This window comes from Actinomyces gaoshouyii, assembly GCF_002072175.1.
Lineage (GTDB): Bacteria > Actinomycetota > Actinomycetes > Actinomycetales > Actinomycetaceae > Actinomyces > Actinomyces gaoshouyii.
Map to the genome: position 1 here is coordinate 278,332 of NZ_MVIV01000001.1, position 25,953 is coordinate 304,284.

Below are 25,953 nucleotides of genomic sequence, written 5' to 3' on the forward strand. Positions count from 1 at the left end.
CCCGGGGCTCCCCGAGACCGCCCCCGCGCAAGACCCGTGGAGGAGGGACCGGCCGCCCACCGGGAGCCTGCCCGGGCCGTCGTCTAGTCGCTCGTCTTGAGGATCGCCTTGGCGCCCTTATCCATATCCGCGAAGGCGTGCGTCACCACCGCGTAGCTACCGGCCGCCGGCACCACGGCCTCCACGAAGCCGCCCTGCGCCGGCTGGAGGCCGAGTGCCTGCGAGCCGCCCCTCCAGGAGCGGCCGACGCCGTCGGGGCCGCCCAGCTGGTAGGCCCCCTCGAAGAACACCGTGTCGAACTGGAGGCCCACCACGTGGAAGGAGGTGGGCAGGGAGGGGCCCGCGTCCATCACCCAGAAGCGCACCCGCTCCCCCGCCCGGGCCTGGAGAGGCTGGAGGGCGTACTGGAAGGCGACCCCGTTGAAGCACATGAGATCCGGGGTCTTGGCCGACACCTTCGCGGCGTCGGCCTGCCCGCCCTCGGGCCCCAAGTAGATCTCGGATTGGATGAGGACATACTCGCGGTCCACGGCATCGAGCCCGTCGGGATCGATGATGACGACGCCGTGCATACCGGAGGCCAGGTGGACGCTCATAGGCGCCGTCGAGCAGTGGTACAGCCAGATGCCGGCGTGCTCGGCGGTGAAGGAGTAGACGAGCGACTCCCCGGGATTGATGGAGCGCATGACCGCGTCCGGGGAGACGATCCCGGCGTGGAAGTCGATGGAATGGCTCATGGAGCCGTTGTTGACCAGCGTGATCTCGAATGCGTCCCCCACCTTGCCGCGCAGAACGGGGCCGGGGGCCGTGCCGTTGAAGGTCCAGCGGGTCTGGGTGACGCCCGCGCCCACGTAGGCACCGGGCACCTCGGTGACGGTGAAGGTGTGCTGGTGAACGGTCCCTGCGGGCGCGGGAGCGAGGACGGCGTCGAAGGGGGTGAAGCCGTCGGGCAGGGGCGCCTCGAGGTTCGGGGTGGCGCTCGGGCCATCTGACGCCGAGCCGTGCGCGCCGTGGCCGGTGGCCGCCTGGCTCGACTGGGCCGTGCCCGTCGCCTGCCCGTCGGCGGTGATGCGCAGGACCATGCCCTGGGCGCGGTGCCCGGCGATGGAGCACCAGCCCTCGACGGGCCCGGTGATGACACCGGCGTCGACCCGTGCGCTGGCGCCCGCCGCAACGCGCCCGGTGGTGGCGCCGCCGGCCAGGACGAGGTCATGGACCTGGTCGCCGGTGTTCTCCAGAGTGATGACGAGCCGGTTCCCGCCGGCAACGTCGATCGTGTCGGGCACAAAGCGCATTCCCTCGACGGTGACCGTGACCTCGGTGGTGCGTGCGGAACCGGTGGCGCCGCCCTGGGAGGCACCGTCCCACGCGTGGATCGCCGTGCCGACGACGGCGGCCGCGCCAGCGGTGGCCACGCCGAGGAGCGCCCCGCGCCGGTCGAGGGCGCGAGCGGGAAGGGCGCCCGCGGCCTTGGAGGCGCCGGGGACACTCGGCGCACCGGGGGCACTGGTGGCTCCGGGAGCGCTGGGAGCGCTCGGCTTCTCAGGGACATCGGTCATGGTGCTCTCCGGTGGTGGGGGCGCCCGCGGACGCGGGTCGTGAGGGGATGGGATGGGCGCGGCTGGAGCGATGGGGGCCGCGGGCCGGATCACTGGTGCCATGGGGCCGCAGCTCGAGCGCGCATCGCGCCATGCCCACCGGCACAGCGGCCGCGAGCGCGCCCGCCAGCAGGGCCCCGGACAGGCGCATCGGCGTCGTCAGGACGGGGGCGAGGGCGATGAGCAGCCCGGCGTTGGCGGCGGTGACGCGGTAGGAGGCGGCGCGATCGAGGATGGCGTTGGTGGCGCGCGTGGCGGCGGGACCACCGCCGAGCATGACGGGCGTGAGATAGGACAGGGCCCCGATCAGCACCTGGAGGGCGAAGCCCGCGGCCAGGGGGAGGCGCAGGGCGTGGATCGCCTGGCGCACGGCGGCGGCCTGGGAGGCTGCACCGGCGCCTTGCGCACCGTCGGCCAGGGCCTCCACGATCCCACTGCCGAGCAGGACGACGCCGGCGATGAACCAGCAGATAGCGGCCGCAGTGGAGGCAGTGGCGTAGGAGTTCGGGGGCACGCGCCGGGCGGTGCGCAGCGCGGGGCCGAGGACGCTCGCGGCGCCCAGCAGGTAGATCGCCACCCCGAGCGCCCCGAGCGGCGCCCATGTGCCGCTGCCGGCGACGAGCGCGGTCCCCACCACGAGGACCGGCAGTCCCCGGACCGCCCGGCGCGGGGCGTCGGGCTCCATGCGGGTGCGCAGCATCGTGGGCCACAGGACGGTGAGGGTGCCCAGCACCGTGATGCCCACGAAGCCCAGGAGCATCGTCGTCGTATGGGCGATGTAGAGGGCGTCGACCAGGCGCGAGCCGACTGCTCCGACCGCACTGCCGCCTCCGCCGCGCTCCCCCGCCCAGCTGGTGAGCCAGCCGAGGAGGGCGCCCGTGGCCAGGGCGACGAGGGCGACGGCGTAGTGGAGGGCGAGCGCCCCCATCCGAGGCGCGACGGCGCGGCGGCGCTGGACGATGATCGCCGCCACGCCCAGCAGAGCCTGGGCGATGACCACTGCGGCACCGGCCAGGGCGAGCCGGTCCAGGCCCGCGGTGATACCGGTGAGCACGGCGATGGCGCCGAGGCCGTGGGCGACGAGCCGGGCGTCGAGGAGCGCGGCGCCGCCCCAGGCGGGCCGGTGGAGGAGGGTGTCGGCGAAGTGGGCCGACCAGGTGGTGATCGCCGAGCCGATGCCGCCCAGCAGCAGGATGTGCAGGGGCAGCCACGCCCCCCAGGTGGCCAGCGGGCCGGCGAGGACGCCCACCGTCACCGCGACCGCCGCGGCGAGCCAGGCCAGGACGACGCCATTGCGGCGCGTCTGGGCGGCGCGTCGGCCCGCGCGCCTTCCCCCGGCTCCGCCCGCACGCCCGGGGCGGGAGGACGGCCTGCCGGGAGCACGGCCGGAGGGGCCGGGCATGGGGATCGACGGCATCATGGGCGGCTCCCGATCCTGCCCGAGGAGACCGCCCGGGTGACGGCGATGAGCATGAAGGCGAGGATCCCGATGATCCCCACCACGCCGCCGACCTGCCATGGCCCCAGGGCCCCGACCGCGAGCGCGCCCACCCGCAGCGCCAGGCCGCCATGGAGGAGGGCGAACGGCAACCACATGAGGGGGTGGTGGAGCAGTTTCCGGTGGACGACGGCGGGGATGATCGTGGAAGCGTGGGCCAGGATCATGGAGAAGGCGAAGCCCAGGCAGAGGCAGTGGATGATGATCTCGTAGGCGTTGCCCTCCAGGTCCCGGATGGTCCAGACCGCTCCGGCGACCGCGACCCAGAGGTAGCCGGCGAGCATGGAGGCGGCGGAGAAGCGGACGGCGCCGGCGGCCCGGCCCCGGGAGCGGATCGTACGGCGCGCCACGTCGTGGTAGACCATGGTCACGGCCAGCCCGAGCAGCGCGGGGCCGATGATGATCGCGGCCCAGTCCCCGGCGGGGTGGAGGCAGGCTCCCAGCAGGGCGGTGGCGGACAGCGCCGCCACGACCGTCTCGACGACGCCGTCGAGGAAGGCGACGCGGGCGAGCTCGAGACGCTCGCCGACGATCGTGAGCGTGGGGAGGAGGAGCCACAGGGGGACGCAGTCCTCGATGGGGGCGCCTGCGGCCCACAGCAGGATCCCGAGGATGAGGGCGATGGCGCCCAGGGCCTCGACGTCACCGGCCACTGAGGGGGCGCGGCGGTGGACGGCGATGTAGATGGCGCCCAGGGCGAGTGCCCCGGCAAGCATGATCAGGCGGCCGGCAGTCTGCGGCGCGCCGGCTGGGCCAAGGAGCGATCCGAGGGCCAGCCCGGCCGGGGCCAGGAAGGCCCAGGATGTCCTGGCGGCAACGGCCCGCTCCAGGGAGATGACCGTGCCGAGGAAGCCCACGAGCATGAGAGGGCCGTGGAGGGAGGCGAGGGATCCCGGGGCGAGCCCCGCGTCGGTGACCGGCGCGGGGAGGCTGAGCCTGAGGAGGGCGGCGTCGAGGCCGGTGAGCAGACAGGCGCCGGCCATGGCCAGGGCGAGGAGGCGGGGAGCGAGCCCGGGGGTCCGGGCACTCTCCGCCCCGTCCGCCCTCTCGGGGCGGCTCCGCTCGCCCCGGCCCAGGATTTTAATCACAGGTCCTACCGTATTAAAATCGTGAGGAGGCGAGCAATGCCCGCAGCAGCGGTCCTGCTCACCCGGTGGCCGTCAGGCCGCCGATCACAGCCATTCGGCCGCCGCATGGCCCCTCGGGCCCATCGGCCCACGCGTCCCAAGGAGTACCACATGAGCGAGAACCCGAGCCTCCTGCCGATCGAGGAGAAGAAGTCCGGCGGTTGCGAATGCGGTTGCGGATGCGGCGACGAGCGCCTCTCCCTCGACGCCCGCGCGATCCCCCATCGCCTGCGCCACGCCGCCGTCCTGGGAGCGGCGTCGAGCCTGGCGGTCGGCGAGTCCTTCGACCTCCTCGCCCCGCACGTGCCCACCCCGCTGCTGGCCCAGATCGACCAGCTCGACGGCTCCTTCGCCCATGAGCTGCTCGAGGCCGAGGACGGCTACGCGCGCGTCGAGATCCGCCGCACCGCCTGAGCCCCGCGGCACCCCCTCAGGTGGGGGTCGCGGCGGGGCCGTCCCGTCGTGGTCCCCGTACGGGGGGGGGCGCCCCGTATTCTTTGGTTCCATGATCCCTGCCCCTGCTCTCGCCCCGGGCATCGGCACCGGCAGGACGCCCCTGCCGGTGCCACGGCGCCGCGCGCCCGAGGGACCGGGCGCGGTGGGCCCGGAAGCAGACGCCGGAGCCGGCGCAGGACCAGTCGCGGGCGGGCCCGGGGTCGCAGCGATCTCCCGGCCGAGCCCTCCGCCGAGCCGACTGACCGACCGCTACGGGCGCGTAGTGCGGGACCTGCGCCTGTCGATCACCGATCGCTGCAACCTGCGCTGCTCCTACTGCATGCCCGCGCAGGGCCTGGACTGGCTCGCCTCCCCCCTCCTGCTCACGGCCGACGAGATCGGCCGCCTCGCCCGCATCGCCGTCACGCGACTGGGGGTGGAGCGAATCCGCATCACCGGCGGGGAGCCGCTCATGCGCCGGGACCTTGAGGAGATCATCAGCGCCATCGCCGCCCTGCGCACCCCCGACGGCGCGGTCCCGGACATCGGGTTGACCACCAACGGGCTCGGGCTGGACAAGCGCGCCGCAGCCCTGCGCGACGCGGGCCTGGCCCGCGTCAACGTCTCGATCGATGCCCTGGACCGCGAGACCTACGCGGCGCTCACCCGTCGCGACCGGCTCGACGACGCCCTGGCCGGGGCCACCGCCGCGCAGGCCGCGGGCCTGGCGCCCATCAAGATCAACGCCGTCGCCCTGCCGGGCACGTTCGACGCGCAGGCGCCCCGTCTGCTCGCCGAGTGCCTGCGGCGCGGGTGGCAGTTGCGCTTCATCGAGCACATGCCCCTGGGTCCGAGCGCGTCCTGGAGCGCCGACGACGTCGTCGGCGCCGAGCGGATCCTCGCCGTGCTGGCCGATGCGGGATTCGCGCTGGAGGAGGCCGGGCGCCCGGACCGCCGCCCCGCCGCGCTGTGGCGCGTGGCCCCCGGTGAGCACGACGGCGCCGCCCATCCCGCCGGGAGCATGGGCATCATCGCCTCGGTGAGCGCCCCATTCTGCGCCGACTGCGACCGCTCCCGCATCACCGCGGACGGCCGCCTCATGACCTGCCTGTTCTCCACCACCGAGACCGATCTGCGCGCCCCCCTGCGCTCAGGCGCGACAGACGAGGACATCATGCGCCTGTGGGCGGCCGCCGCCTGGCGCAAGCCCCTCGCCCACGGGTCGGACGATCCCGGCGCGCTGCCCTCGGGCTTCGAGAGGCCGGGCCGGACGATGTCCGCCATCGGCGGATGAGGCCCGGACCGCCCGGCGCCCCAGGCGCCCCGCCCCAGCCACACGGAAGGACCACCATGACAGCATCCGCGCACGCCGTGATCGAGCTGCGCTACTTCGCCGCCGCCGCCCAGGCCGCGGGCCGCGCCGAGGAGCGACTGGAGGCCGCGGGCCCACTCACGCTCGCGGGCCTACGCGAGCAGCTGGCGGGGCGCGGCGTCGAGATGGCGAGGATCATCAGCATCTCGACCTTCCTCGTCAACGGCCTGTCCACGCCCGCGGACTCCCTGGCCCCGCTGGCGGACGGCGACCGGGTGGACGTCCTGCCGCCCTTCGCCGGGGGCTGAGCCCGGGCCCGCCCGGCCCTGGCCCCCGCCCGAGGCCGGGCGCGCCAGTCAGGCGCAGTTGCTCCACTCGGTGGTGCCGTCGGAGAAGCGCTGGTTCTTCCACACGGGCAGGCGGCGCTTGACCTCCTCGACGGCGTCGCTCACAGCGGCGAAGGCCTCGGCGCGATGGTCGGCGCTGGCGGCCACCCCCAGCGCGGTGTCCCCGATCGCGAGCTCGCCCGTGCGGTGGGCGATCGCCAGCGCGCGCAGGCCGGGGCGCGCCGCGATATCCGCGGCGATCCGCTCGATGACCTCCCCCGCGCTCGGATGGGCGCAGTAGGCGATGGACTCCACGGAGCGGCCGTCGTCGTGATCGCGGACCATTCCGTCGAAGACGACGACGGCCCCGGCCGCGCGATCGGCGACGGCGCGCGCCAACTCGGCGGCGCTCACGGGGTCCTCGGTCATCTCGGCGCGCACAATCCGCGCGCCCCCCTGGCCCGTGGCACCGGTAGCCTCGTGCGCAGCGCCGTAGTCCGCCTCGCGCGCCATCCCGCCCTCCTCGACTGCATGATGGACGCGCCAGACCCTACACCGCCCGCCCCGCCGAAGTGCCCCGAGGAGGAGCCATGCCCAGCCCCGCGATGATCACGCCCGAGCGCTACGTCGACGAGGCCCTGGCCGCCCTGCGCCCGCTCGGCGCTGTCCCCACACGTCTGGAGGACGCGCATGGGCTGGTCCTGGCCGAGGATGTCACCGCCGCATTGCCGGTACCGCCCTGGACGAACTCGGCGATGGACGGATACGCCCTGCGGGCGGAGGACGCCGTCGGCGCCGCCGAGCGGGCGCCCGTCATCCTGCCGGTGGCGGGCGATATCCCGGCGGGCAGCCCTCCGGCGCCACTGCCCCCGGGGACCGCGATGCGCATCATGACCGGCGCGATGCTGCCCGAGGGCGCCGACGCCGTCGTGAGGGTGGAGGACACCGACCAGTCCCCGGGCCCGCGCCCGCTGCCCCGGGAGGTCGCGATCCATGCCGCCCCTGCCGTCGGCCTCCATGTGAGGAGGGCCGGCGAGGGCTGCGCCGCCGGGGACCCGGTCATGGGCGCGGGGACCCTCCTGGGCGCCACCGCGATCTCCGCGCTCGCCTCGGTGGGCCGCGACGAGGTGCTCGCCCGCCCGCGTCCGCGCGTGGCGATCGTGTCCACCGGCGCCGAGCTCGTCGAGCCGGGGCAGGGGCTCGCACCGGGAACGATCCCGGACTCGAACTCCCTGCTGCTGGCCGGCCTCATCCGCGAGCACGGCGCCGCCCTCGCGGGCGCGCGCCGCAGCGCCGATTCCGCCGAGGACCTGGCCCGAGCCCTCCTCGAGGCGGCCGGGGGCGCGGACCTCGTGGTGACCTCGGGCGGCGTGTCCGCCGGGGCCTTCGACCCGCTCACCATGCTCGCCGCCGGCACCGGGGCGCGGATGCGGCTCAGTCTCTCCAAGGTCGCCATGCAGCCCGGAAAGCCTCAGGGGCACGGCGCCGTCCTCGCCGACGACGGGCGCGAGGTGCCGCTGCTGTGCCTGCCGGGCAACCCGGTCAGCGCGCTCGTGTCCTTCGCTCTCATCGTCGCCCCCGCGCTCGCCCTCCTCGCCGGCCGCCCGGGGGCCCCCGCCACTGCGGCGGCCCCCACCTCCCACGCGAGGGCCGCCGTCGCGTGGACGGGCCCGGTGGGACGGCGCCAGTACGTCCCGGTGCGAGTCGTCGGCGCACCGGACCCTCTGCCCGAGTCGCTGCCGGCGCCCCCCGATGGGACGGGGCCGATCCTGCCCTGGGTGGAGCCCATCCATCGGCTCGGCTCGGGCTCGCATCTCGTGTCCTCGCTCGGCACCGCCGTGGCCCTCGCCGTCGTCGACGAGGACTCCGCCGGGGCGCGGGGAGGCGACGTCGTCGGCCTCATCCCCCTGCCCTCCTCCGCCCGCCCCTGCTGAACCACTGCTGAACTATTGCTGAAAGAGGAGCCCAAGATGGCTGATCCCGCCCCCATCCGACTGACCCACCTCGACTCTTCGGGCGCCGCCCGCATGGTCGATGTCACTGGGAAGGCCCCCACCGCGCGATCGGCCAGCGCCGCGGCCACCGTGCGCTGCTCGCCGGCGATCGTGGAGGCGCTGCGCGCGGGGACCGTCCCCAAGGGCGACGTGCTGGCCGCGGCGCGCATCGCCGGCATCGCCGCCGCCAAGCGCGTCCCCGAGCTGCTGCCGCTGGCGCATGTCATCGGCGTGCACGGGGCGAGCGTGGACCTGAGGATCGTCGACGACGGCGTGGAGATCCGCGCCACCGTGCGCACCGCGGACCGCACCGGGGTGGAGATGGAGGCGCTCACCGCCGCCGCCGTGGCCGGCCTGGCAGTGGTGGACATGGTCAAGGGCGTCGACCGCGACGTCATGCTCACCGACGCCCGCGTCACCGCGAAGTCCGGCGGTCGCAGCGGGGACTGGACCCGCCCGGAATGATGGCCGCGCTCGACGCCGTCATCCTCGCCGGCGGGACCGCCCGCCGCCTGGGCGGGGTCTCGAAGCCGGATGTGCTCCTGGCCGGTCGGCGCCTGCTCGACCACGTCCTGGAGGGGATCGGCGCCCTGCGCGCCGGCGGGGGGATTCCCGCGGGGCGGACCGTCGTCGTCGCCCCCGAGGGGGTGGCGCTGCCCGCGGGGGCGCTGCGGGCCCTGGAGGACCCGCCGCTGGGCGGGCCGGTGGCGGGGATCGCCGCCGGCCTCGATACCCTGGCCGCGGGCGGCGGGACAGCCGCGATCGCGCCGGTGACCGCCGTGCTCACCTGCGACGCTCCCGGGGCCCCGGCCGCCCTGCCCGCGCTCCTGAGGGCGCTTCGGGCAGCGGAGTCCGACGCGGGAGTCGACGGTGCCTGCGCCCGGGCCGGAGATCGCGCGCAGTACCTGCTCGGCGCCTACCGGACCCCCGCACTGCGCGGGGCGGTGGCGCCGGGGGGCCGACCGCTGCGCGATGTCGCCGTGCGCCGGGCGCTGGGGGCGCTGCGCGTGCGGGAGGTGACCGGCACGGCCGACGCCGCCGCGGACCTCGACACCTGGGAGCAGGTGCGCGCCTGGCGGGGATGACCCGGGACCGGAGGTCCCTCCCGGTCCCAGCGGTTCCCGCTGGGACCGGCTCAGTGGTCCCCGCCGCCGAGCTGCTCCAGCACATGCGGGATGAGCGGCCCGACGACGGTGATCGAGTCCTTGACCCCGCCCTTGGAGCCAGGGGCGTTGACGACGAGGGCGCCGTCGGCGCCGCGCGAGGTGACCCCCACGTATCCCCGTGACAGGCCTGCGAGCGGCGTCTTGGTCAGGCCGTGGGAGCGGATCTGGGCCTCGACGCCCTCCAATCGCGCGACCAGGAGCGGGGCGGTGCCCTCGGGGGTCAGGTCCCTGGGGGTGACGCCGGTGCCGCCGGTGGTCAGGATAACGCGGGCGCCGTCGGCGATGGCCTCCTCGATGGCGGCGCGGACCTCCCGGGCGCCGTCGGGGATGAGGCGGACGGCCTCGACGACGACGCCGTGCTCCGCCAGGAGGCGCTGCGCGAGGGGGCCGGACTCGTCCGGGCGCGAGCCGGACGCGCAGCGGTCGGAGACGGTGATGACCGCCCCGCGCACGGTGCCGGTCATGGGGGCGAGGCGCTTCTGAGCGATGGGCTCGTCGGCCGACGCGGGGTCGGGGCGCACAGTGGCGCTGGTGGCGGGAGCTGGGGGCGTCGGAGTGCTCATGGCCCCACGGTAACGGCGCCGGGACCGGTCTCGGTCCCGTTCTCGACCGGTCTCGCGAGGAGGGGCGAGGCGATTAAGTGACTCATACGTGACCTTAAGGGGAGAGGCGCCGCTTCGAAGGGCATGCCCCTTCTGCCGCCCCGCCAGCACCTTTCCCTTTACACCGGGCCGTTCCAGCGTATTTCGGGCATCATGTCCGGGCACCCTTCGCGGGGCCGCTCGCCATGCGCATTCGCCGTGAACGATCACGATGCGCGCCCGGCGACGACGACGCCGTCCACCTCCCAGGAGACATCTTGCCCACGCTCGACACCACCGGCCGAACGCTCACCGGATGGAACCCCGAGGAGCCCGAGAACTGGTCCTCGTCCATCGCCTGGCGCACTCTGGCCATCACCACCTTCTCCCTCATGCTCGGCTTCACGGTCTGGTTCCTGCCGAGCGCCATCGCCCCGCGCCTCAACGAGATCGGCTTCGCGCTGAGCAAGAGCCAGCTCTACTGGCTGACCTCGATGCCCGGCCTGTCCTGCGGCCTACTGCGACTGGTCTACATGTTCCTGCCGGCCACCATCGGCACGCGCAAGATGATCGGCATCTCCTCCCTGCTCTACCTGCTGCCGATGCTCGGCTGGTTCTTCGCCGTCCAGAACCCCTCCACCTCCTACGGGGTCCTCCTCGGCCTGGCCTTCGCCTGCGGCATCGGCGCCGCCACGTTCTCCGGCTACATGCCCTCCACCGGCTTCTTCTTCCCCAAGCGCCTGTCCGGCACCGCCCTGGGCCTCCAGGGAGGTCTGGGCAACATCGGCGCGGGCATCATCCAGCTCGCCGCGCCCTTCCTCATGTCCACCTCCCTGTTCGGCCTGACCTGGGTGGAGCGCCATTCCGAGGGCGCCCCCATAGTCGTCAACGCGACCGTCTTCTTCCTGCCCTGGTCCGTCCTGGCCGCCCTCCTCGCCTTCGCCTGCCTCAAGGATGTGCCGGTCAAGGCGAACATCAAGGAGCAACTGGACATCTTCGGCAATGTCGACACCTGGCTCATGACGATCCTGTACATCATGACCTTCGGCATCTTCTCCGGATTCGCCGCCCAGACGGCCCTCATCATCAACAACAACTACGGCGCCGCCTCCGCCCTGGCCGACGCCGGCCTCACCGGCCTGCCCAAGGGCGCCAGCTACGCCTTCCTGGGCACCTTCATCGGCTCGCTGCTGCGCTTCGCCTGGGGCCCCCTGTGCGACCGCTTCGGCGGAGCCATCTGGACCTTCGTCTCCGCGATCGGCATGGCGGCGACCCTCGGGTTCTGCGGCTGGCAGCTGACCATGATCGACTCCGCCGGGGACTTCAAGGTCTTCATGGCCGGTCTGCTGGGCATGTTCTTCTTCGCGGGCGTCGGCAATGCCGCCACCTTCAAGCAGATGCCCATGATCATGCCCAAGCGCCAGGCCGGCGGCGCCATCGGCTTCACCGCCGCCGTCGCCTCCCTGGGTCCCTTCCTCGTCGGCGTGGCGCTGGCCGCCATGCCGGCCTCGACCTTCTTCCTCGCCTGCGCCGCCTACTGCGCGCTGTGCGCCGTCATCTGCTGGATCCGCTACGCGCGCCCGAACGCCAAGCGCCCGGGCTGATCCCGACCGGCTCCGGCACCCGGAGCCATCCGCGGTGACGGGGCCGCATCGGGCGGCCGCGCCGCCCCTCCCGCCCATCACTCCACCCACTCTCACTGAAGGACCCCAGATGACCAGTCCAGCGGACCCGAGGCACCTCGCCCAGCCGAGCGCCCCGATGATCTCCGAGGATGCGGCAGCGGTGGCCGAGCCCGGCGCGTCCCTGTACAGCCTCGGCTCCTACCTGCGCCGGGGCAAGGCCTCCAACGACGCGCGCAGGCTGTTCCTCGAGGGGGGCCGAGAGGCCGATGCCTTCTACCGCCACCGGTGGAGCCACGACAAGATGGTCCACTCCACCCACGGCGTGAACTGCACAGGCTCGTGCGCCTGGGAGGTCTACGTGACCGACGGCGTCATCACCTGGGAGAAGCAGATCACCAACTACCCGGCCACCCCGGCGGGCATGCCCGACTACGAGCCCCGCGGCTGCCCGCGCGGCGCCGCCTTCTCCTGGTACACCTACTCCCCCACCCGCATCCGCTACCCCTACGTGCGCTCCGTCCTGCTCGACGCCTTCCGCGCCGCCAAGGAGCGCAACGCCGGCGACGCCGTCGCCGCCTGGGCGGAGATCACCGACACCCCCGAGATCGCGCGGGCCTACAAGTCGGCCCGGGGCAAGGGCGGCATGGTCAGGGTCGGCTGGGATGATGCCATGGAGATCATGGCGGCCGCCTACGTCCACACGATCCGCACCTGGGGCCCGGATCGCTGCGCCGGCTTCTCCGTCATCCCCGCCATGTCCATGATCTCCTACGGGGCGGGAGCCCGCTTCCACGAGCTCATCGGCGCCACGATGCTGTCCTTCTACGACTGGTACGCGGACCTGCCGCCCGCCTCCCCCCAAGTCTTCGGGGACCAGACGGACGTGCCCGAGGCCGGCGACTGGTACAACTCCGACTTCCTCATCATGTGGGGCTCCAACATCCCCCTCACCCGCACGCCCGACGCGCACTTCATGACCGAGGCCCGCTACCACGGCACGAAGATCGTGGCGGTCTCCCCCGACTACACCGACAACACGAAGTTCGCCGACCAGTGGCTGCGCGTGGCCCCCGGCACCGACGGCGCCGCCGCCATGGCGATGGGGCACGTCATCCTCAAGGAGTTCCACGTAGGGGCGCGCACCCCCTACTTCCTGGACTACATGAGGAGGTGCACCGATGCCCCCTTCCTCGTCGAGCTCCTGCGCGCCCCCGACGGCACCGGCATGATCCCCGGGCGCTTCCTCACCGCCGACCGGGTGCCGGGCGTGGCCGAGGGCATGCCGAAGAACGAGTTCCGCCCCCTGGTGTGGGACCGCGCCGGCGGCCCGGCCGATCCGCGCGGCACCCTGGCCGACCGCTTCACCGATGAGGGGCTCGGCCACTGGAACCTGCGCATGGACGGCGTCGACCCGGTCATGAGCATCGAGGAGCTGGAGGACGCCGGCCTACGGGTGGAGCCCACTGAGCTGCTCCTGCCCCGCTTCGACCTGCCCGCCTCGGCCACCCCCTCCGGCACCGTGGGCGGCGGCATCATCCACCGGGGCGTGCCCGCCACCCGCCTGGCCGACGGCACACTGGTGACCACCGTCTACGACATCCTCCTGGCCAACTACGCCGTCGAGCGACCGGGGCTACCGGGGGCGTGGCCCGCCGACTACCAGGACGCCACCGTCCCGGGCACGCCCGCCTGGGCCACCGAGCAGTGCGGCGTCTCCGGACCCGCCCTCATCCGGGCGGCGCGCGACTTCGCCACCAACGCCGCCCAGACCCGCGGACGCTCCCAGATCATCATGGGGGCGGGCATCAACCACTACTACCACGCCGACGAGATCTACCGCACGATCCTCGCGCTGACCTCCATGTGCGGTACCCAGGGCGTCAACGGCGGCGGATGGGCGCACTACGTGGGCCAGGAGAAGGTCCGCCCCATCGGGGGATGGCAGCAGTGGGCCTTCGCCCTGGACTGGGCGCGCCCCCCGCGCCACATGATCTCCACCGGCTTCTGGTACCTGACCACCAGCCAGTGGCGCTACGACACCACCCGGGCCGAGCGCGTCGCCTCGCCGCTGGGCCCGGGCACCCTGGCCGGCAAGACCACCACCGACGTCATGGTCGAGGCCATGAAGCGCGGCTGGGTGCCGTCCTACCCCACGTTCAACCGCTCCCCGCTGCTGCTGGGCCAGCAGGCCGAGGAGGCGGGCATGAGCGCGGCCGACTACGTGGTCTCGCAGCTGACCAGCGGAGAGCTGCGCTTCGCCTGCGAGGACCCCGACGCCCCGGAGAACTTCCCGAGGATCCTGGCCAACTGGCGCACCAACCTGCTCGGCTCGTCGGCCAAGGGCACCGAGTTCTTCCTGCGGCACATGATCGGCGCCGACAACGACGTCAATGCCCAGGAGACCCCCGAGGCGCTGCGCCCGGCCTCCGTCACCTGGCGCGAGGCCCCCAAGGGCAAGCTCGACCTCATGTGGACCGCGGACTTCCGCAACACCTCCACGACCCTGCACTCCGACATCGTCCTGCCCGCGGCCACATGGTACGAGAAGTACGACCTGTCCACCACGGACATGCACCCCTTCATCCACTCCTTCAATATGGCGATCGACCCGCCGTGGGAGGCCCGCAGCGATTTCGACATCTACCAGCAGCTCGCGCGCCTGGTCTCGCAGTGGGCGCCGGCCTACCTGGGCACGCAGACCGACATCGTCGCCGCGCCCATCAACCACGACACCCCCGAGGCCCTCACCATGGCGCACGGGGATATCTCGGGCCTGCCGGACGGCTGGGTACCGGGGGTGACCATGCCCAAGCTCGTGCCCGTGGAGCGCGACTACACCCAGATCCTCAACAAGTTCAATGCCCTGGGCCCGCTGGCGGACACGGTCGGCATCCCGGCCAAGGGCATCATGCTCATCCCGGACAAGGAGATGGGCGAGCTCGCCGCCGCCCACGGCACCGGCGCGGGCGCGGCGCAGGGCCGCCCCCTCGTCGACACCCCCATCCGCGCCGGCGATGGCGTCATGCACATGTCGGGGGCCACCAACGGGCGCCTGGCCACCCAGGGCTGGGCGACCCTGTCCAAGCGCACCGGCACCGAGCTCATCGAGCTGAGCCAGGAGGAGGCCGGCAAGCAGGTCACCTTCCAGCAGACCCAGGACGCGCCCGTCGGCGTCATCACGACCCCGGAGTGGTCCGGTTCCGAGCACGGGGGCAGGCGGTACACGGCCTTCTGCGTCAACGTGGAGCACGACAAGCCGTGGCACACGGTCACCGGCCGCATGCACTACTACCTCGATCACGACTGGATCATCGACATGGGCGAGTCCCTCCCCCAGTACCGACCCCCACTGGACTTCACCGCCCTGTACGGGGAGAAGCCCGTGGGCCACGTGGGGCCCACGGAGGAGGGCGCCGTCGAGGTGGCGGTGCGCTACATCACCGCCCACAACAAGTGGGCGATCCACTCCCAGTACTACGACAACCTCCACATGCTCACGCTGGGCCGGGGCGGCCAGCAGGTGTGGATGAGCCCCGCCGACGCCGAGAAGATCGGGGTGCGGGACAACGAGTGGGTGGAGGCCTACAACCGCAACGGCATCGTGGCGGCCCGGGCGAACGTCTCGCACCGCGTGCCCGAGGGCATGGTCCTCATGCACCACGCGCAGGAGCGCACGATGAACACCCCGCTCACCGAGCGCTCCGGGCGGCGCGGGGGGACGCACAACTCGCTCACCCGCATCGTCCTCAAGCCCAGCCACTTCACCGGCGGCTACGGCCAGTTCACCTACGCGTTCAATTACATCGGCCCCACGGGCAACAACCGCGACGAGGTCACTCTGATCCGCCGTCGGACCAATCAGGAGGTGACGTTCTGATGAAGGTCATGGCGCAGATCGCCATGGTGATGAACCTGGACAAGTGCATCGGCTGCCACACCTGCTCGGTGACCTGCAAGCAAGCCTGGACGAACCGCGAGGGCACCGAGTACATGTGGTTCAACAACGTGGAGACGCGTCCGGGCGTCGGCTACCCGCGCTCCTGGGAGGACCAGGAGCGGTGGAAGGGCGGGTGGGTGCGCACCCCCGGCGGGCGGCTCAAGCCCCGCTCCGGCGGGCGCCTGCGCAAGCTCGCCACGATCTTCGCCAACCCGGATATGCCGGTGGTCGAGGACTACTACGAGCCGTGGACCTACGAGTACGACAAGCTCCTGTCGGCCCCCAAGGACTCCCCCGCGCTGCCGGTGGCCCGCGCCAAGTCCCAGCTGACCGGCGAGTACATGCCGACGATCTCCTGGGGCCCCAACTGGGATGACAACCTGGGCGGCTCGACCGAGACCATGGCCGAGGACCCGGTGCTCGCGCGCATGAACGAGCGCGTCTCCACCGAGATCGACCGCACATTCATGTTCTACCTGCCGCGCATCTGCGAGCACTGCCTCAACCCCACCTGCGTGTCGGCCTGCCCGAGCGGGGCCATGTACAAGCGCGCCGAGGACGGCATCGTGCTCGTGGACCAGGACGCCTGCCGCGGCTGGCGCATGTGCGTGAGCGCCTGCCCCTACAAGAAGGTCTACTTCAACCACGCCACCGGCAAGGCCGAGAAGTGCACCCTGTGCTACCCGCGCCTGGAGATCGGCATGCCGACCGTGTGCTCCGAGACCTGCGTGGGGCGCCTGCGCTACCTGGGCGTCCTCCTCTACGACGCCGACCGCGTCTCCCAGGCGGCCGCCGTCGAGGACCCCCGCGACCTCTACATGGCCCAGCGCGACATCCTGCTGGACCCCCACGACCCGGCGGTCATCCGGGGCGCCCGTGCCGAGGGCGTCCCGGAGACCTGGATCACCGCGGCGCAGCAGTCGCCGGTGTGGGACCTCATCTCCGCCTACGAGGTGGCCCTGCCGATCCACCCCGAGTACCGCACCCTGCCGATGGTCTGGTACATCCCACCGCTCTCGCCGATCGTCGACGAGGCCGTGGCCGCGGGCCTGGACGGGGAGAACCACAGAGTGCTGCTGACCGCCGTGTCCGAGATGCGCATCCCGCTGGAGTACCTGGCGGGCCTGTTCACGGCGGGCGACACCGACGTCGTCGAGAGGGTCCTGCGGCGCCTGGCCGCCATGCGCTCCTACATGCGCGATATTCGCGTGGGGCAGGAGCCCGATGAGGAGATCGCCGCCGCCGTCGGCATGACCGGCGATGCCCTGAGGAGCATGTACGAGCTGCTGGGAGTCGCCAACTACGACGACCGCTACGTCATCCCCACCGCCAAGCCGGAGATCCCCCGCGGCATGGCGGCCATGGGCGAGGACGTGCGCATGCTGCTGGGCGACGGCGCGCCGTCAGCCTGCCACTCCGATGCCTCGGGCCTCCACGGGCAGGCGGGATACGGTCCCGTGACCCTGCCCCTGCCGACCATCCGCCGCTCCCCCGTGCCCGCGGCGGGGCCGGATGCCCTGGGCGCGGCGCACCGCCCCGGCATGCCCGTCCTCGGCATGCCCCTGGAGGACGACGACACCCGCCCGGTCCCGGTGGTCGAGCGTCTCGGGAAGGCGCCTCGATGAGCGCTCCCGGCGCCCTGTTCGTGCGCCCGCCCCTGGCGCTGGAGCCCCTGGAAGCGGTGGAAATGACCGCCTCCCAGCGGGCCGCGGCGCATATGTGCGCCTCACTCCTCCTGGATTACCCCCGCGAGGGGGAGCTGGGCAGGCGCCTGGACGCCGTTGAGGAAGCGCTGGCGGGCGTGCCCGATCCCGTACGGGAGCGCCTGGCCGGCTTCGTGGCGGATGCCCGCCGGCGAGGCGAGCGCGCCCTGGCCGAGCACTACGTGGACATCTTCGACCGGCGCCGACGCTGCTGCCTGTACCTCACCTACTACGCGGTGGGCGACACGCGCCAGCGCGGGGCCGCCCTCGTGGCCTTCAAGCAGGCCCTGGCCGCCTCCGGCTACGAGATGGTCGGCGATGAGCTCCCCGACTACCTCCCGGTGGTCCTGGAGTTCTCCGCGCGCAGCGTCGAGAGCGGCGACGAGATCGCCGGCGCCCTGCTCGCCTCGCATCGCGAGGGCATCGAGGTGCTGCGCAGCGCCCTGACGGATATCGGCTCCCCCTACGCCGACCTCATCGAGGCGGTCTGCATGACCCTGGCGCCACTGGACGAGCCCACCGCGGAGAGGATCCGCCGGCTCGTGGCGGCCGGCCCGCCCACGGAGACCGTGGGCGTCACTGAGGTCCTGCCCTTCCCCTCAGCGCCCCCCTCAGTCCCCATCTCGATGCCCGTCGCGGGTCCCTTCCAGCAGTTCCAGAGCGAGGCCGTCCTCGGCGTCGCCCCCGTCCAGGAGTGAGCATGAGCACCTTCGAGCACTACGTCCTGTGGGTCGGCCTGCCCTACGCCGCCTTCCTCCTCCTGGCCGTCGGCCTGTGGTGGCGGTGGCGCACGGACCAGTACGGCTGGACCTCCCGCTCCTCGCAGTGGAATGAGAACCGGATCCTGCGCTGGTCCTCCCCCCTCTTCCACTTCGGGGTGCTCTTCGTGGCACTCGGGCACTTCATGGGTCTCGTGATCCCCAAGTCCCTCACCGAGGCCATGGGCATCCCGGAGCGCGCCTACCACCTCATGGCGGTCATCCCCGGCACCATCGCCGGCCTGATGACGATCGTCGGGCTGGGGGGCCTGCTCTACCGGCGCATCGTGGTCAAGTCCGTGCGCCTGGCGACCACGCGCAACGACATGGTCATGTACGTCATGCTGCTCATCCCGATCCTCCTGGGGGCGTGCGCCACCATCACCACCCAGCTCCTGGGAGGCGAGCACGGCTACGACTACCGTGAGACGATCAGCCCCTGGTTCCGCTCGATCTTCCTGCTGAGCCCCGAACCGGCCCTCATGGCGGACGTCCCGATGGTCTTCAAGCTGCACATCGTCGCCGGCCTGCTGCTCTTCGCGATCTGGCCCTTCACGCGGCTCGTCCACGCGGTCTCGGCTCCCGTGGGATACATGTCCCGACCCTACGTCGTCTACCGCTCCCGCGCACCGCGCACCGCGGCCGTCGCCCCCAGGCGCGGCTGGGACCCGGTGCGCACGCAGGGCACCGGGAATCAGGGCCCCGACGACGTCGCCGCCTCCGAAGGGGCGTAAGAGGGATACTGCGCCCATGCGCCTCCGCGATCTCCTCCCGAGCCGCGCCGTCCTCATCGCGCTCCTCCTCGCGCCCGCCTGCGCGCCCGCAGCGTGCTCCGGGACCCCATCCTCCACGGCCTCCGCACCCATGGCGGCGACGGGGGCCCCGGCGGGCGCCACCACTGCGGTGGCCGGTCAGCTCACCGTCTTCGCCGCGGCCTCCCTCAAGGAGGCCTTCGAGGAGATCGGGGCCGCGCTCACCGAGGACAATCCCGGTCTGACGATCACCTACGACTTCCAGGGCTCCCAGGATCTCGTCTCCGCTCTCGCCAACGGCGCGGCGGCCGACGTCCTGGCCACCGCTGACGAGAGGTCGATCGCCTCGGCAACCGAGCAGTCCCTCGTAACGCGCCCATCCGAGTTCGCCACCAACCGGCTCACCCTCATCGTCCCGCCGGGCAACCCCGGGGGCATCACCGGCCTGGACTCCTCACTGGCCGGCAAGGACCTCGTCATCTGCGCCGACGCCGTCCCCTGCGGCAATGCCACGGACAGGCTCGAGGAGGCCCTGGGCGTCGCCCTTTCCCCCTCCTCCGAGGAGCAGAAGGTGACCGACGTGCGCGCCAAGGTGGAGTCGGGCGAGGCCGACGCCGGCATCGTCTACAGAACCGACGCTGCGGCCTCCGCAGACGCGTCGGATGAGGTCACGATCCCCGACGGCGGCGTCGTCAACCACTACCCGTTGGCGGTGACCTCATCAGCCGCCAACCCTGCCGCCGCCCAGGCATTCGTCGACTTCGCGCGCGGCAGCGAGGGCCAGGCGATCCTCGCGGCGCACGGCTTCGGCGCCCCCGACCAGTGACGCTCGCCCGGACGGCACTGTGGCCGCTGCCGCGCCGCTCCCGGGCCGCCCGGGCCCCGCTGCCCCTGACGGTGGCGCTCCTCGGGCTGGCCGGGGCGGCGCTCATCATCCTGCCGTTGGCGGGCATGGGGACGCGGGTCGCCTGGGGCCGTTTGCCGGAGCTGCTGTCCTCCCCCTCCGCCACGGCGGCGCTGGGGCTGTCGCTGCGCACCTGCCTCGCCTCCACCACCATCTGCGTGCTGCTCGGGGCGCCGCTGGCGCTGCTGCTGTCCCGGCAGTGGCGCGGAGTGCGCCTGGCGCGGGTTCTCGCCGTCCTGCCGATGACGATGCCGCCGGTCGTGGCGGGGATCGCGCTGCTGGCGACCCTCGGCAAGAAGGGCGTGCTGGGAGGGGTCCTGGATGCCTGGGGGATGCGCATCGCCTTCTCGACGACGGCGGTGGTCATCGCGCAGGTCTTCGTCGCCATGCCCTTCCTGGTGGTGACGCTCGAGGCGGCGCTGCGCTCGCGCGATGAGCGGGCGGAGATGATCGCCCGCACGCTCGGCGCCGGGCCGTGGAGGCTGCTGGTCCGCATCACCCTGCCGATGGTCGGGCCTGCACTGGCGCGGGGGACGGCGCTGGCACTGGGACGCGGCCTCGGCGAGTTCGGGGCCACCATCGCCTTCGCGGGCTCGAAGGAGGGGGTCACGCGCACGATGCCCCTGGCGATCTACCTCCAGCGGGAGGAGGACACGGCCACCGCGCTGGCACTCGCCGTCGTCCTCATCGCCGCCGCCGCCCTGGTCGTGGGGGCGACGACGGTGCCGTGGGGGACGCTGCTCCAGCGGTGGCTCCTCCCCGCGGGCCGGTCCCCCGCACCTTCGGGCACCGAGCATCCGTCGGCGCTCCCACCAGTCCCGATGCCCGCGTCACAGGACGAGCCCGCCCTTCCCCACACTCAGCGGAACGCACGCCGCCTGCCGCTCACAATCTCCTTCACTTCCGCCGAGCGCGACGTGTCGGTCTGCCTGGAGATCGGGGCCGGGCGCAGGCTGGCCCTCATCGGCCCCAATGGATCCGGGAAGTCCACGGCCTGCCTCGTGGCAGCGGGGCTCCTCGACGCCACCGGCGGCGAGGTCCGGCTCGGGGAACGCGTGCTCGACGGAACCGGCTTCGTGCCCGCGGGCCAGCGCGGTATCGCCCTGCTCTCCCAGGAGCCGGGGATCTTCGCGCATATGTCCGTGCTGGAGAACGTCGCCTTCGGACCGCGCTGCCAGGGCCTGGGGCGCCGAGCCGCACGGGAGCGGGCCCGGGCCGAGCTGGTGGCCGTCGGCGCCGAGCACCTCGCCGGACGATCCGGAGGCGCGCTCTCCGGCGGGCAGGCCGCGCGAGTGGCCCTGGCGCGGGCGCTGGCGACCTCCCCTCGCGCGCTCATCCTCGATGAGCCCATGGCGGCCCTCGATGCGGGGGCCCGTCAGGAGATGCGGTCTCTCGTGACCCGGCGGGCGAGCGAGGAGGGCCTGACGGTCCTGCTCGTCACCCATGACGTGCTCGACATCGCCTCCTTGGCCGACGACGTCGTCGTCCTGGAGGCGGGGCGAGTGGTCGAGCGCGGGGAGGCGGCGCGAGTGCTATCGGCTCCGGGCAGTGACTTCACCGCGCGCCTGACCGGCATGTCCATCCTCATGGGCACCGCAGCGGGCAGTCGGGAGGACCCCCGCGTCGATCTGGGGGCCGGAATGGTCATCCATGGGCGCCCGGACCAGGAGGTCAGGGAGGGCGAGCCCGCGGCCGCGCTCATCCCCCCGGAGGCCGTGGCCCTCTATGAGGAGGCCCCCTCGGGCTCGCCGCGCAACGCGCTGCCCGCCGTCGTGCGCACGGTCGAGCGCTCGGGAGCCCTGGTGTCGGTGGGCCTGGAGAGCGGAGGGCACCGCCTGGCCGCCTCGGTAACGGCAGCCGCCGTCGCCCAACTCGGCATCGCCCCCGACCGCGAGCTCATCGCCATCATCAAGGCCGTCGAGGTCCGGGTCGTCCCGCGCGGCTGATCCGCCCGCCCGTTGCGGACGAAGTGGCGAGGTTCGAGGATTCCTCCTCATGGCACTGCGCCGCTTCAGACGATGGCGCGGATCAGGGGGATCGGCATTCGCGCGCGATCCGCCCCCGGCGGCGAATCGCCCGAGCGGTCCTCGAACCCCGCCGCCCTCCATGGGTCACGGCTCCTCCTTGCGCAGACCCACGAACCACAGCAGATACAGGCCCCCGCAAGCGGCACTGACCAGGCCCACCGGGATCTGGAACGGCGCGAGGAGGCGGGCGGCGAGGACATCAGCCAGCGCGAGCAGCAGCGCGCCCATCGCGGCTGAGGCCGCCAGGGCGGTGCCGGCCGAGTGCGAGGCGCGGCGCGCCAGTTGGGGAGCCGCGAGCGCCAGGAAGGCGATGGGCCCGCTCACCGCCACGCAAACGGCCGCCAGGACCACTCCGTAGCCCAGGAGGATGCCCCGGGCCCGCGCAGCACTCAGCCCCAGGGCGGTGGCGGCGTCGTCGCCGAGCTCGAGGATCCCGGCGGGTCGGCCGAGCCACGCGATGAGCGGCAGGAGAAGAGCGGCCGCGGCCAGGAGCGGGCTCACCTGCGCCCAGGTGATCGCGTTGAGGGAGCCGAATTGCCAGGCCTTGGCGGCCTCGGCGCTCTCGATCGTGGCGCGGGTGAGCAGGTAGTCGTTGCTCGCGGCGAGCATCTGGGACAGGGCGATTCCGACCAGGATGAGGGCATCGCCGCTCGCGCCGCGCCGCAGGGCCGCGAGCACGACGAGCACGGCCGTGACGAGGCCTCCCAGAATCGTTCCCAGGGCGATCATCGGCAGGGATGACGCCGTGGACAGGAGGATCACCACCAGTCCCCCGGTGGTGGCGCCCTTGGTGAAGCCGACGATGTCGGGGCTGCCCAGGGGGTTGCGGGACAGCGATTGGAAGACGGCGCCGGCCACCGCGAGCAGTGCCCCGATGAGCAGGGCGGCGAGGGCCCGCGGAAGGCGCTGGTCGAGCACGATGAACCTGTCCAGATCACTGCCGGAGCCGGCGAGGACCGCCAGCGCGTCGGCGGCGGAGAGCCGGTAGGCACCGGTGAGAAGGGCACCGGTGCTCACGATCAGCGCTGCCAGGAGGAGGATGAGGGTGATTGCCAGGGCGCGCCGGTGGAGCAGGATCGAGCGCCCCCGTCCCAGGGGGACGGCGAACTGCGCCCTCGGGGTTCCCAGGCATGCGGAGGGGCGAGCCGCGCCGGCCGCCTCAGCTCCGTCCCGCCGACTCACGCGCGCCGCCTCGGGCGGGCGAGCACGAGGCCGATGAGGACGGGACCCCCGAGGAAGGCGGTCACCACGCCCGCCTCCAGCTCATCGGGCCAGATGAGGCGCCGCCCGACGACGTCGGCGAGCAGCAGCAGCGCGGGCCCGGCGATGAGGGAGGCCGCGAGGATGCGCCGCTGATCTGCGCCCAGGAGGAGGCGCAGCGCATGGGGGACCATGAGGCCGACGAAGGAGATCGGGCCGATGGCCGCCGTGGTCGCCCCGCACAGGAGTGTGATGGTGACGAGCGCCAGGGCCCGCACCGCGCCGACGCGCGCCCCGAGCGCGCTGGCCTGCTCCTGCCCCAGGGCGAGCGCGTTGAGGGCGTGGCCCAAGGCCATCGCCAGGAGCAGGCCGACCAGGAGGAAGGGCGCGACCCAGGCCAGGACCTCCGCGCCGCGCCCCTCCAGGGACCCCACCACCCAGAAGCGGTAGGAGTCGAAGGCCTGCGTGTCGCGCATGGTGATGGTCCCCGTGATCGCGCCCAGGGAGGCTCCCAGGGCGACCCCGGCGAGGACGAGGCGCGTCGGCCCGGCGCGGCCGGAGCGGCCCGCCATGAGGTGGACGAGCCCGGCGGCGGCCGCGGCCCCGGCGAAGGCGAACCAGAGGTATTCCGTCACGCCGGTGAGCCCCAGCAGGCAGATCGACAGGACGACGGCGAGCGCCGCTCCCGCGTTGACGCCCAGGATGCCGGGCTCGGCGAGGGGGTTGCGGGTGAGGGCCTGCATGACGACGCCGGCCGCGGCGAGTCCGGCGCCGGCCCCGATGGCCAGGAGGGTGCGCGGCATGCGCAGCTGCCAGACGATGATGGAGGGGACGCTGCGATCACGGGCGAGCAGGCCATGCACCGTCTCACCCGCTCCGAGCGGTCGCGAGCCGATGGCCAGGCTCAGCACCACGAGGAGGGCGAGGATCACGGCCCCCACCGCGGCCAGGAGCAGGAGGCGCGCCGCGGGGGCATTGCCGGGCCCGGGGGCGCGCCCGTTCCTCGCGCTCGTATGGGCAAATCGCATGCAATGAGGTTAGCCTACCCACATGGCTCATCTCCACAGTCGACGCACCGTGCTCTCCGCCGCCGCCCTCGCCTCAGCGCTGCCCATCCTCGTCGCCTGCTCCTCGTCCGGCGACAACGCCTCCTCCGCCTCGGGCGGAGCCGCCACCGGCGAGTCCTCGGCCGCCCCCGGCGCCCCGACCCCCACATCCTCCATCCCCACCACGATCCCCGAGGGCATGGGATCGGGGCAGGGCGACGGCATCTTCCCCCGGACGGTCGGCCATTTCCAGGGCTCGACGACGATCCAGGCGCCCCCCAGCAAGGTCGTCATCATCTCCACCGGCCAGCTCGACGCCGCTCTCACGCTCGGGGTCGTACCGGTGGGCGCGGCCGCCGGCGACGGGGCGAAGGCCGTCCCCGACTACCTGGCCAGGGCCTTCCCGGAGCAGGCCGGCGCACTGGGGGCGATCACCGAGGTCGGCTCGCGGAAGGAGCCGAACGTGGAGGCGATCTCCGATCTCGCCCCGGACCTCATCCTCGTCAACAACACGGGCAAGGATCCGGCGGCCCTCTACACGACCCTGTCCAACATCGCGCCCACCGTCGTCACGCAGGGCACGGGCCAGTACTGGAAGCAGGACTTCCTCCTCCTCGCGGACGCCCTGGGGAAGGTCGACGCGGCCCGCACCTGGCTGGACATCTTCCACTCCGACGCCGCCGCGGCCGGGAAGCCGATCGACGGCGCCGGCACCGTCTCCCTGCTGCGCAAGAACGGCGACCGCACGCGGATCTTCGGGGCGATCTCCTTCGCCGGATCCGTCCTGGCGGATATGGGCGTGGCCCGCCCGCAGACCCAGTCCTTCACCGAGGACACCTCCCACGACATCTCCGCAGAGCAGCTCGACCAGGCCGATGCCTCCTGGATCCTCTACGGCGTGCAGGGCGATGCCTCCGCCCTGACCTCGGCGGCACTGTGGCCCACGCTCGGGGCCGTCACCGCCGGCCGGGCGATCCAGGTGGAGGACGACCCCTTCTACCTCAACGCCGGGCCCACGGCCGCCCGCTTCGTCCTGACGACTGTCTCGACGACGGTCAAGTGAGGCGGGGCCTCCACCGCCATCGGGCGCCCGCCCCCGATTTCACGCCCGATGGCGCACCGGGCCTGGCCGCCGAGGCGGTCACGCTCTCCTACCAGCCCCTCCATCCGGTGGTCGAGGACCTCTCGGTGAGCATCGCCCCCGGGGAGGTGACGATGATCGTGGGTCCCAACGCCTGCGGGAAGTCGACGCTCCTGCGCGCGCTGAGCCGTGTCCTGACTCCCGACAGCGGTGGCGTCGTCCTCGATGGCAGGCCGGTCGCCCGGATGCGCCCCAAGGCCTTCGCCCGGCGGGTGGGTCTCCTCGCCCAGTCGTCGCTCGCCCCCGAGGGGATCACCGTCCACGAGCTCGTGGCCCGGGGGCGCTACCCCCACCAGTCGGTTCTGCGCCAGTGGTCGCCCGAGGACGACGAGGCCGTCAGCGAGGCCATGGAGCGCGCCGATGTGACGGGGCTGGCGGGCCGCCGCGTCTCCTCGCTGTCCGGCGGACAGCGCCAACGGGCGTGGATCGCCATGGCGCTGGCCCAGCGCACGGACATCCTGCTGCTCGATGAGCCCACGACCTTCCTCGACCTGGCCCACCAGGTGGAGGTCCTCGAGCTGTGCCGCGAGCTCAACGCCTCCCTCGGCACGACGATCGTGGCGGTACTGCACGACCTCAACCAGGCCTGCCGTTACGCCGATCGCGTGATCGCCATGCGCTCGGGGCGGATTCTCGCCCATGGGGCGCCGTCGGAGGTCATCACGGAGGAGGTCGTCGAGGAGGCATTCGGGCTGCCCGTGCGGGTCATGAGCGACCCGCTGACGGGCACGCCCATGGTGCTGCCCCTGCCCCGCCGGCCCTGACGCCCGCCCGGCGGCGGGCCATTCCTGGCACTGAGAGGGCCTGGCTGCGAGTGCGGCGG

22 protein-coding genes are annotated in these 25,953 nt (G+C 73.0%); 15 read left to right on the top strand and 7 right to left on the bottom strand.

Translation table 11 applies throughout. From position 1 onward, the window contains the following. Positions 1-83 precede the first annotated feature (83 nt). From B1H50_RS01205 to B1H50_RS01215, 3 genes are read right to left on the bottom strand one after another with little or no spacing between them, the layout of a single operon-like run. Entirely contained in the window at positions 84-1,559 is a 1,476-nt protein-coding gene (locus tag B1H50_RS01205) for a multicopper oxidase domain-containing protein (RefSeq protein WP_080461960.1), read from the bottom strand. Beyond that, positions 1,543-3,018, bottom strand: a complete 1,476-nt coding sequence (locus B1H50_RS01210; RefSeq protein ID WP_229657877.1) for a hypothetical protein — start codon at positions 3,016-3,018, stop codon at positions 1,543-1,545. The genes B1H50_RS01205 and B1H50_RS01210 overlap by 17 nt, the downstream gene beginning before the upstream one ends. Continuing rightward, positions 3,015-4,184 carry a hypothetical protein gene (locus B1H50_RS01215; RefSeq protein WP_373284810.1) on the bottom strand — a complete coding sequence of 390 codons (1,170 nt, stop codon included), beginning with the start codon at positions 4,182-4,184 and terminating at the stop codon, positions 3,015-3,017. The genes B1H50_RS01210 and B1H50_RS01215 overlap by 4 nt, the downstream gene beginning before the upstream one ends. 150 nt (positions 4,185-4,334) lie before the next feature. On the opposite strand from B1H50_RS01215, the gene B1H50_RS01220 reads away from it, so the two are divergent. From B1H50_RS01220 to B1H50_RS01230, 3 genes are all read left to right on the top strand, one after another. Beyond that, the gene (locus B1H50_RS01220) at positions 4,335-4,637 is read left to right on the top strand and encodes a DUF2249 domain-containing protein (protein ID WP_080461961.1); all 303 of its coding nucleotides are present in this window, start codon (positions 4,335-4,337) and stop codon (positions 4,635-4,637) included. A gap of 91 nt (positions 4,638-4,728) precedes the next feature. Continuing rightward, a complete protein-coding gene (gene moaA, locus B1H50_RS01225) occupies positions 4,729-5,952 on the top strand; it encodes a GTP 3',8-cyclase MoaA (protein ID WP_080461962.1) in 1,224 nt (407 codons plus the stop codon). 56 nt (positions 5,953-6,008) lie between these two features. Next, a complete protein-coding gene (locus B1H50_RS01230) occupies positions 6,009-6,278 on the top strand; it encodes a MoaD/ThiS family protein (protein ID WP_080461963.1) in 270 nt (89 codons plus the stop codon). A 48-nt stretch (positions 6,279-6,326) separates the two neighbouring features. On the opposite strand, the gene B1H50_RS01235 is transcribed toward B1H50_RS01230, so the two are convergent. Next, the gene (locus tag B1H50_RS01235; RefSeq protein WP_080461964.1) at positions 6,327-6,809 is read right to left on the bottom strand and encodes a molybdenum cofactor biosynthesis protein MoaE; all 483 of its coding nucleotides are present in this window, start codon (positions 6,807-6,809) and stop codon (positions 6,327-6,329) included. 77 nt (positions 6,810-6,886) lie between these two features. Here B1H50_RS01235 and B1H50_RS01240 point away from each other — a divergent pair, with 77 nt between their 5' ends. The 3 genes from B1H50_RS01240 to mobA are packed head-to-tail and all read left to right on the top strand — an operon-like array spanning position 6,887 to position 9,375. Then, a complete protein-coding gene (locus B1H50_RS01240; RefSeq protein ID WP_080461965.1) occupies positions 6,887-8,230 on the top strand; it encodes a molybdopterin molybdotransferase MoeA in 1,344 nt (447 codons plus the stop codon). Positions 8,231-8,266: 36 nt separating this feature from the next. Beyond that, positions 8,267-8,755 carry a cyclic pyranopterin monophosphate synthase MoaC gene (moaC, locus tag B1H50_RS01245; RefSeq protein ID WP_080461966.1) on the top strand — a complete coding sequence of 163 codons (489 nt, stop codon included), beginning with the start codon at positions 8,267-8,269 and terminating at the stop codon, positions 8,753-8,755. Next, positions 8,752-9,375 carry a molybdenum cofactor guanylyltransferase gene (gene mobA, locus B1H50_RS01250; RefSeq protein WP_080461967.1) on the top strand — a complete coding sequence of 208 codons (624 nt, stop codon included), beginning with the start codon at positions 8,752-8,754 and terminating at the stop codon, positions 9,373-9,375. The genes moaC and mobA overlap by 4 nt, the downstream gene beginning before the upstream one ends. Before the next feature lie 50 nt (positions 9,376-9,425). Here mobA and B1H50_RS01255 read toward each other — a convergent pair whose 3' ends face one another. Next, positions 9,426-10,019, bottom strand: coding sequence for a MogA/MoaB family molybdenum cofactor biosynthesis protein (locus B1H50_RS01255; RefSeq protein ID WP_080461968.1), 594 nt, complete (start codon positions 10,017-10,019; stop codon positions 9,426-9,428). A gap of 296 nt (positions 10,020-10,315) precedes the next feature. Here B1H50_RS01255 and B1H50_RS01260 point away from each other — a divergent pair, with 296 nt between their 5' ends. The 7 genes from B1H50_RS01260 (at position 10,316) to B1H50_RS01290 (ending at position 21,662) form a co-directional block, all read left to right on the top strand. Then, on the top strand, positions 10,316-11,641 hold the full coding sequence (locus B1H50_RS01260; protein WP_080461969.1) for an MFS transporter: 1,326 nt from the start codon (positions 10,316-10,318) through the stop codon (positions 11,639-11,641). A gap of 157 nt (positions 11,642-11,798) precedes the next feature. Further along, positions 11,799-15,539 (top strand): nitrate reductase subunit alpha, encoded by a 3,741-nt coding sequence (locus tag B1H50_RS01265; RefSeq protein ID WP_080462077.1) that lies wholly within the window; start codon positions 11,799-11,801, stop codon positions 15,537-15,539. After that, positions 15,539-17,224 carry a nitrate reductase subunit beta gene (gene narH, locus B1H50_RS01270; RefSeq protein WP_080461970.1) on the top strand — a complete coding sequence of 562 codons (1,686 nt, stop codon included), beginning with the start codon at positions 15,539-15,541 and terminating at the stop codon, positions 17,222-17,224. Before B1H50_RS01265 ends, narH begins: the two co-directional genes overlap by 1 nt. Further along, positions 17,221-18,000: a nitrate reductase molybdenum cofactor assembly chaperone gene (narJ, locus tag B1H50_RS01275; RefSeq protein ID WP_080461971.1), complete on the top strand. Its 780-nt coding sequence runs from the start codon at positions 17,221-17,223 to the stop codon at positions 17,998-18,000. Before narH ends, narJ begins: the two co-directional genes overlap by 4 nt. A gap of 2 nt (positions 18,001-18,002) precedes the next feature. Next, positions 18,003-18,794 (top strand): respiratory nitrate reductase subunit gamma, encoded by a 792-nt coding sequence (narI, locus tag B1H50_RS01280; RefSeq protein ID WP_080461972.1) that lies wholly within the window; start codon positions 18,003-18,005, stop codon positions 18,792-18,794. Between the two features lie 16 nt (positions 18,795-18,810). Further along, positions 18,811-19,638, top strand: a complete 828-nt coding sequence (gene modA / locus B1H50_RS01285) for a molybdate ABC transporter substrate-binding protein (protein WP_080461973.1) — start codon at positions 18,811-18,813, stop codon at positions 19,636-19,638. Then, positions 19,635-21,662 carry an ATP-binding cassette domain-containing protein gene (locus tag B1H50_RS01290; RefSeq protein WP_080461974.1) on the top strand — a complete coding sequence of 676 codons (2,028 nt, stop codon included), beginning with the start codon at positions 19,635-19,637 and terminating at the stop codon, positions 21,660-21,662. Before modA ends, B1H50_RS01290 begins: the two co-directional genes overlap by 4 nt. Positions 21,663-21,827: 165 nt before the next feature. On the opposite strand, the gene B1H50_RS01295 is transcribed toward B1H50_RS01290, so the two are convergent. Then, complete coding sequence (locus B1H50_RS01295) at positions 21,828-22,925, bottom strand: FecCD family ABC transporter permease (protein ID WP_080461975.1); 1,098 nt, start codon at positions 22,923-22,925, stop codon at positions 21,828-21,830. Next, positions 22,922-23,971, bottom strand: a complete 1,050-nt coding sequence (locus tag B1H50_RS01300; RefSeq protein WP_080461976.1) for a FecCD family ABC transporter permease — start codon at positions 23,969-23,971, stop codon at positions 22,922-22,924. Before B1H50_RS01300 ends, B1H50_RS01295 begins: the two co-directional genes overlap by 4 nt. Before the next feature lie 22 nt (positions 23,972-23,993). Between B1H50_RS01300 and B1H50_RS01305 the strand changes: the two genes are divergently transcribed. Together B1H50_RS01305 and B1H50_RS01310 are read left to right on the top strand one after the other, a co-directional pair. Beyond that, positions 23,994-25,052 carry an ABC transporter substrate-binding protein gene (locus tag B1H50_RS01305; RefSeq protein WP_080461977.1) on the top strand — a complete coding sequence of 353 codons (1,059 nt, stop codon included), beginning with the start codon at positions 23,994-23,996 and terminating at the stop codon, positions 25,050-25,052. Between the two features lie 62 nt (positions 25,053-25,114). Further along, complete coding sequence (locus B1H50_RS01310) at positions 25,115-25,894, top strand: ABC transporter ATP-binding protein (RefSeq protein ID WP_095532451.1); 780 nt, start codon at positions 25,115-25,117, stop codon at positions 25,892-25,894. The last annotated feature ends 59 nt before the right edge of the window (positions 25,895-25,953 follow it).

Bases quoted from the DNA above. Each gene is read 5' to 3' on its own strand.
- B1H50_RS01230 (WP_080461963.1), top strand. From the start codon at position 6,009: ATGACAGCATCCGCGCACGCCGTGATCGAGCTGCGCTACTTCGCCGCC.
- modA (WP_080461973.1), top strand. From the start codon at position 18,811: ATGCGCCTCCGCGATCTCCTCCCGAGCCGCGCCGTCCTCATCGCGCTC.
- B1H50_RS01210 (WP_229657877.1), bottom strand. From the start codon at position 3,018: ATGATGCCGTCGATCCCCATGCCCGGCCCCTCCGGCCGTGCTCCCGGC.
- B1H50_RS01240 (WP_080461965.1), top strand. From the start codon at position 6,887: ATGCCCAGCCCCGCGATGATCACGCCCGAGCGCTACGTCGACGAGGCC.
- B1H50_RS01265 (WP_080462077.1), top strand. From the start codon at position 11,799: ATGATCTCCGAGGATGCGGCAGCGGTGGCCGAGCCCGGCGCGTCCCTG.
- narH (WP_080461970.1), top strand. From the start codon at position 15,539: ATGAAGGTCATGGCGCAGATCGCCATGGTGATGAACCTGGACAAGTGC.
- B1H50_RS01205 (WP_080461960.1), bottom strand. From the start codon at position 1,559: ATGACCGATGTCCCTGAGAAGCCGAGCGCTCCCAGCGCTCCCGGAGCC.
- B1H50_RS01305 (WP_080461977.1), top strand. From the start codon at position 23,994: ATGGCTCATCTCCACAGTCGACGCACCGTGCTCTCCGCCGCCGCCCTC.
- mobA (WP_080461967.1), top strand. From the start codon at position 8,752: ATGATGGCCGCGCTCGACGCCGTCATCCTCGCCGGCGGGACCGCCCGC.
- narJ (WP_080461971.1), top strand. From the start codon at position 17,221: ATGAGCGCTCCCGGCGCCCTGTTCGTGCGCCCGCCCCTGGCGCTGGAG.
- moaA (WP_080461962.1), top strand. From the start codon at position 4,729: ATGATCCCTGCCCCTGCTCTCGCCCCGGGCATCGGCACCGGCAGGACG.
- B1H50_RS01300 (WP_080461976.1), bottom strand. From the start codon at position 23,971: ATGCGATTTGCCCATACGAGCGCGAGGAACGGGCGCGCCCCCGGGCCC.
- moaC (WP_080461966.1), top strand. From the start codon at position 8,267: ATGGCTGATCCCGCCCCCATCCGACTGACCCACCTCGACTCTTCGGGC.
- B1H50_RS01235 (WP_080461964.1), bottom strand. From the start codon at position 6,809: ATGGCGCGCGAGGCGGACTACGGCGCTGCGCACGAGGCTACCGGTGCC.
- B1H50_RS01255 (WP_080461968.1), bottom strand. From the start codon at position 10,019: ATGAGCACTCCGACGCCCCCAGCTCCCGCCACCAGCGCCACTGTGCGC.
- narI (WP_080461972.1), top strand. From the start codon at position 18,003: ATGAGCACCTTCGAGCACTACGTCCTGTGGGTCGGCCTGCCCTACGCC.
- B1H50_RS01220 (WP_080461961.1), top strand. From the start codon at position 4,335: ATGAGCGAGAACCCGAGCCTCCTGCCGATCGAGGAGAAGAAGTCCGGC.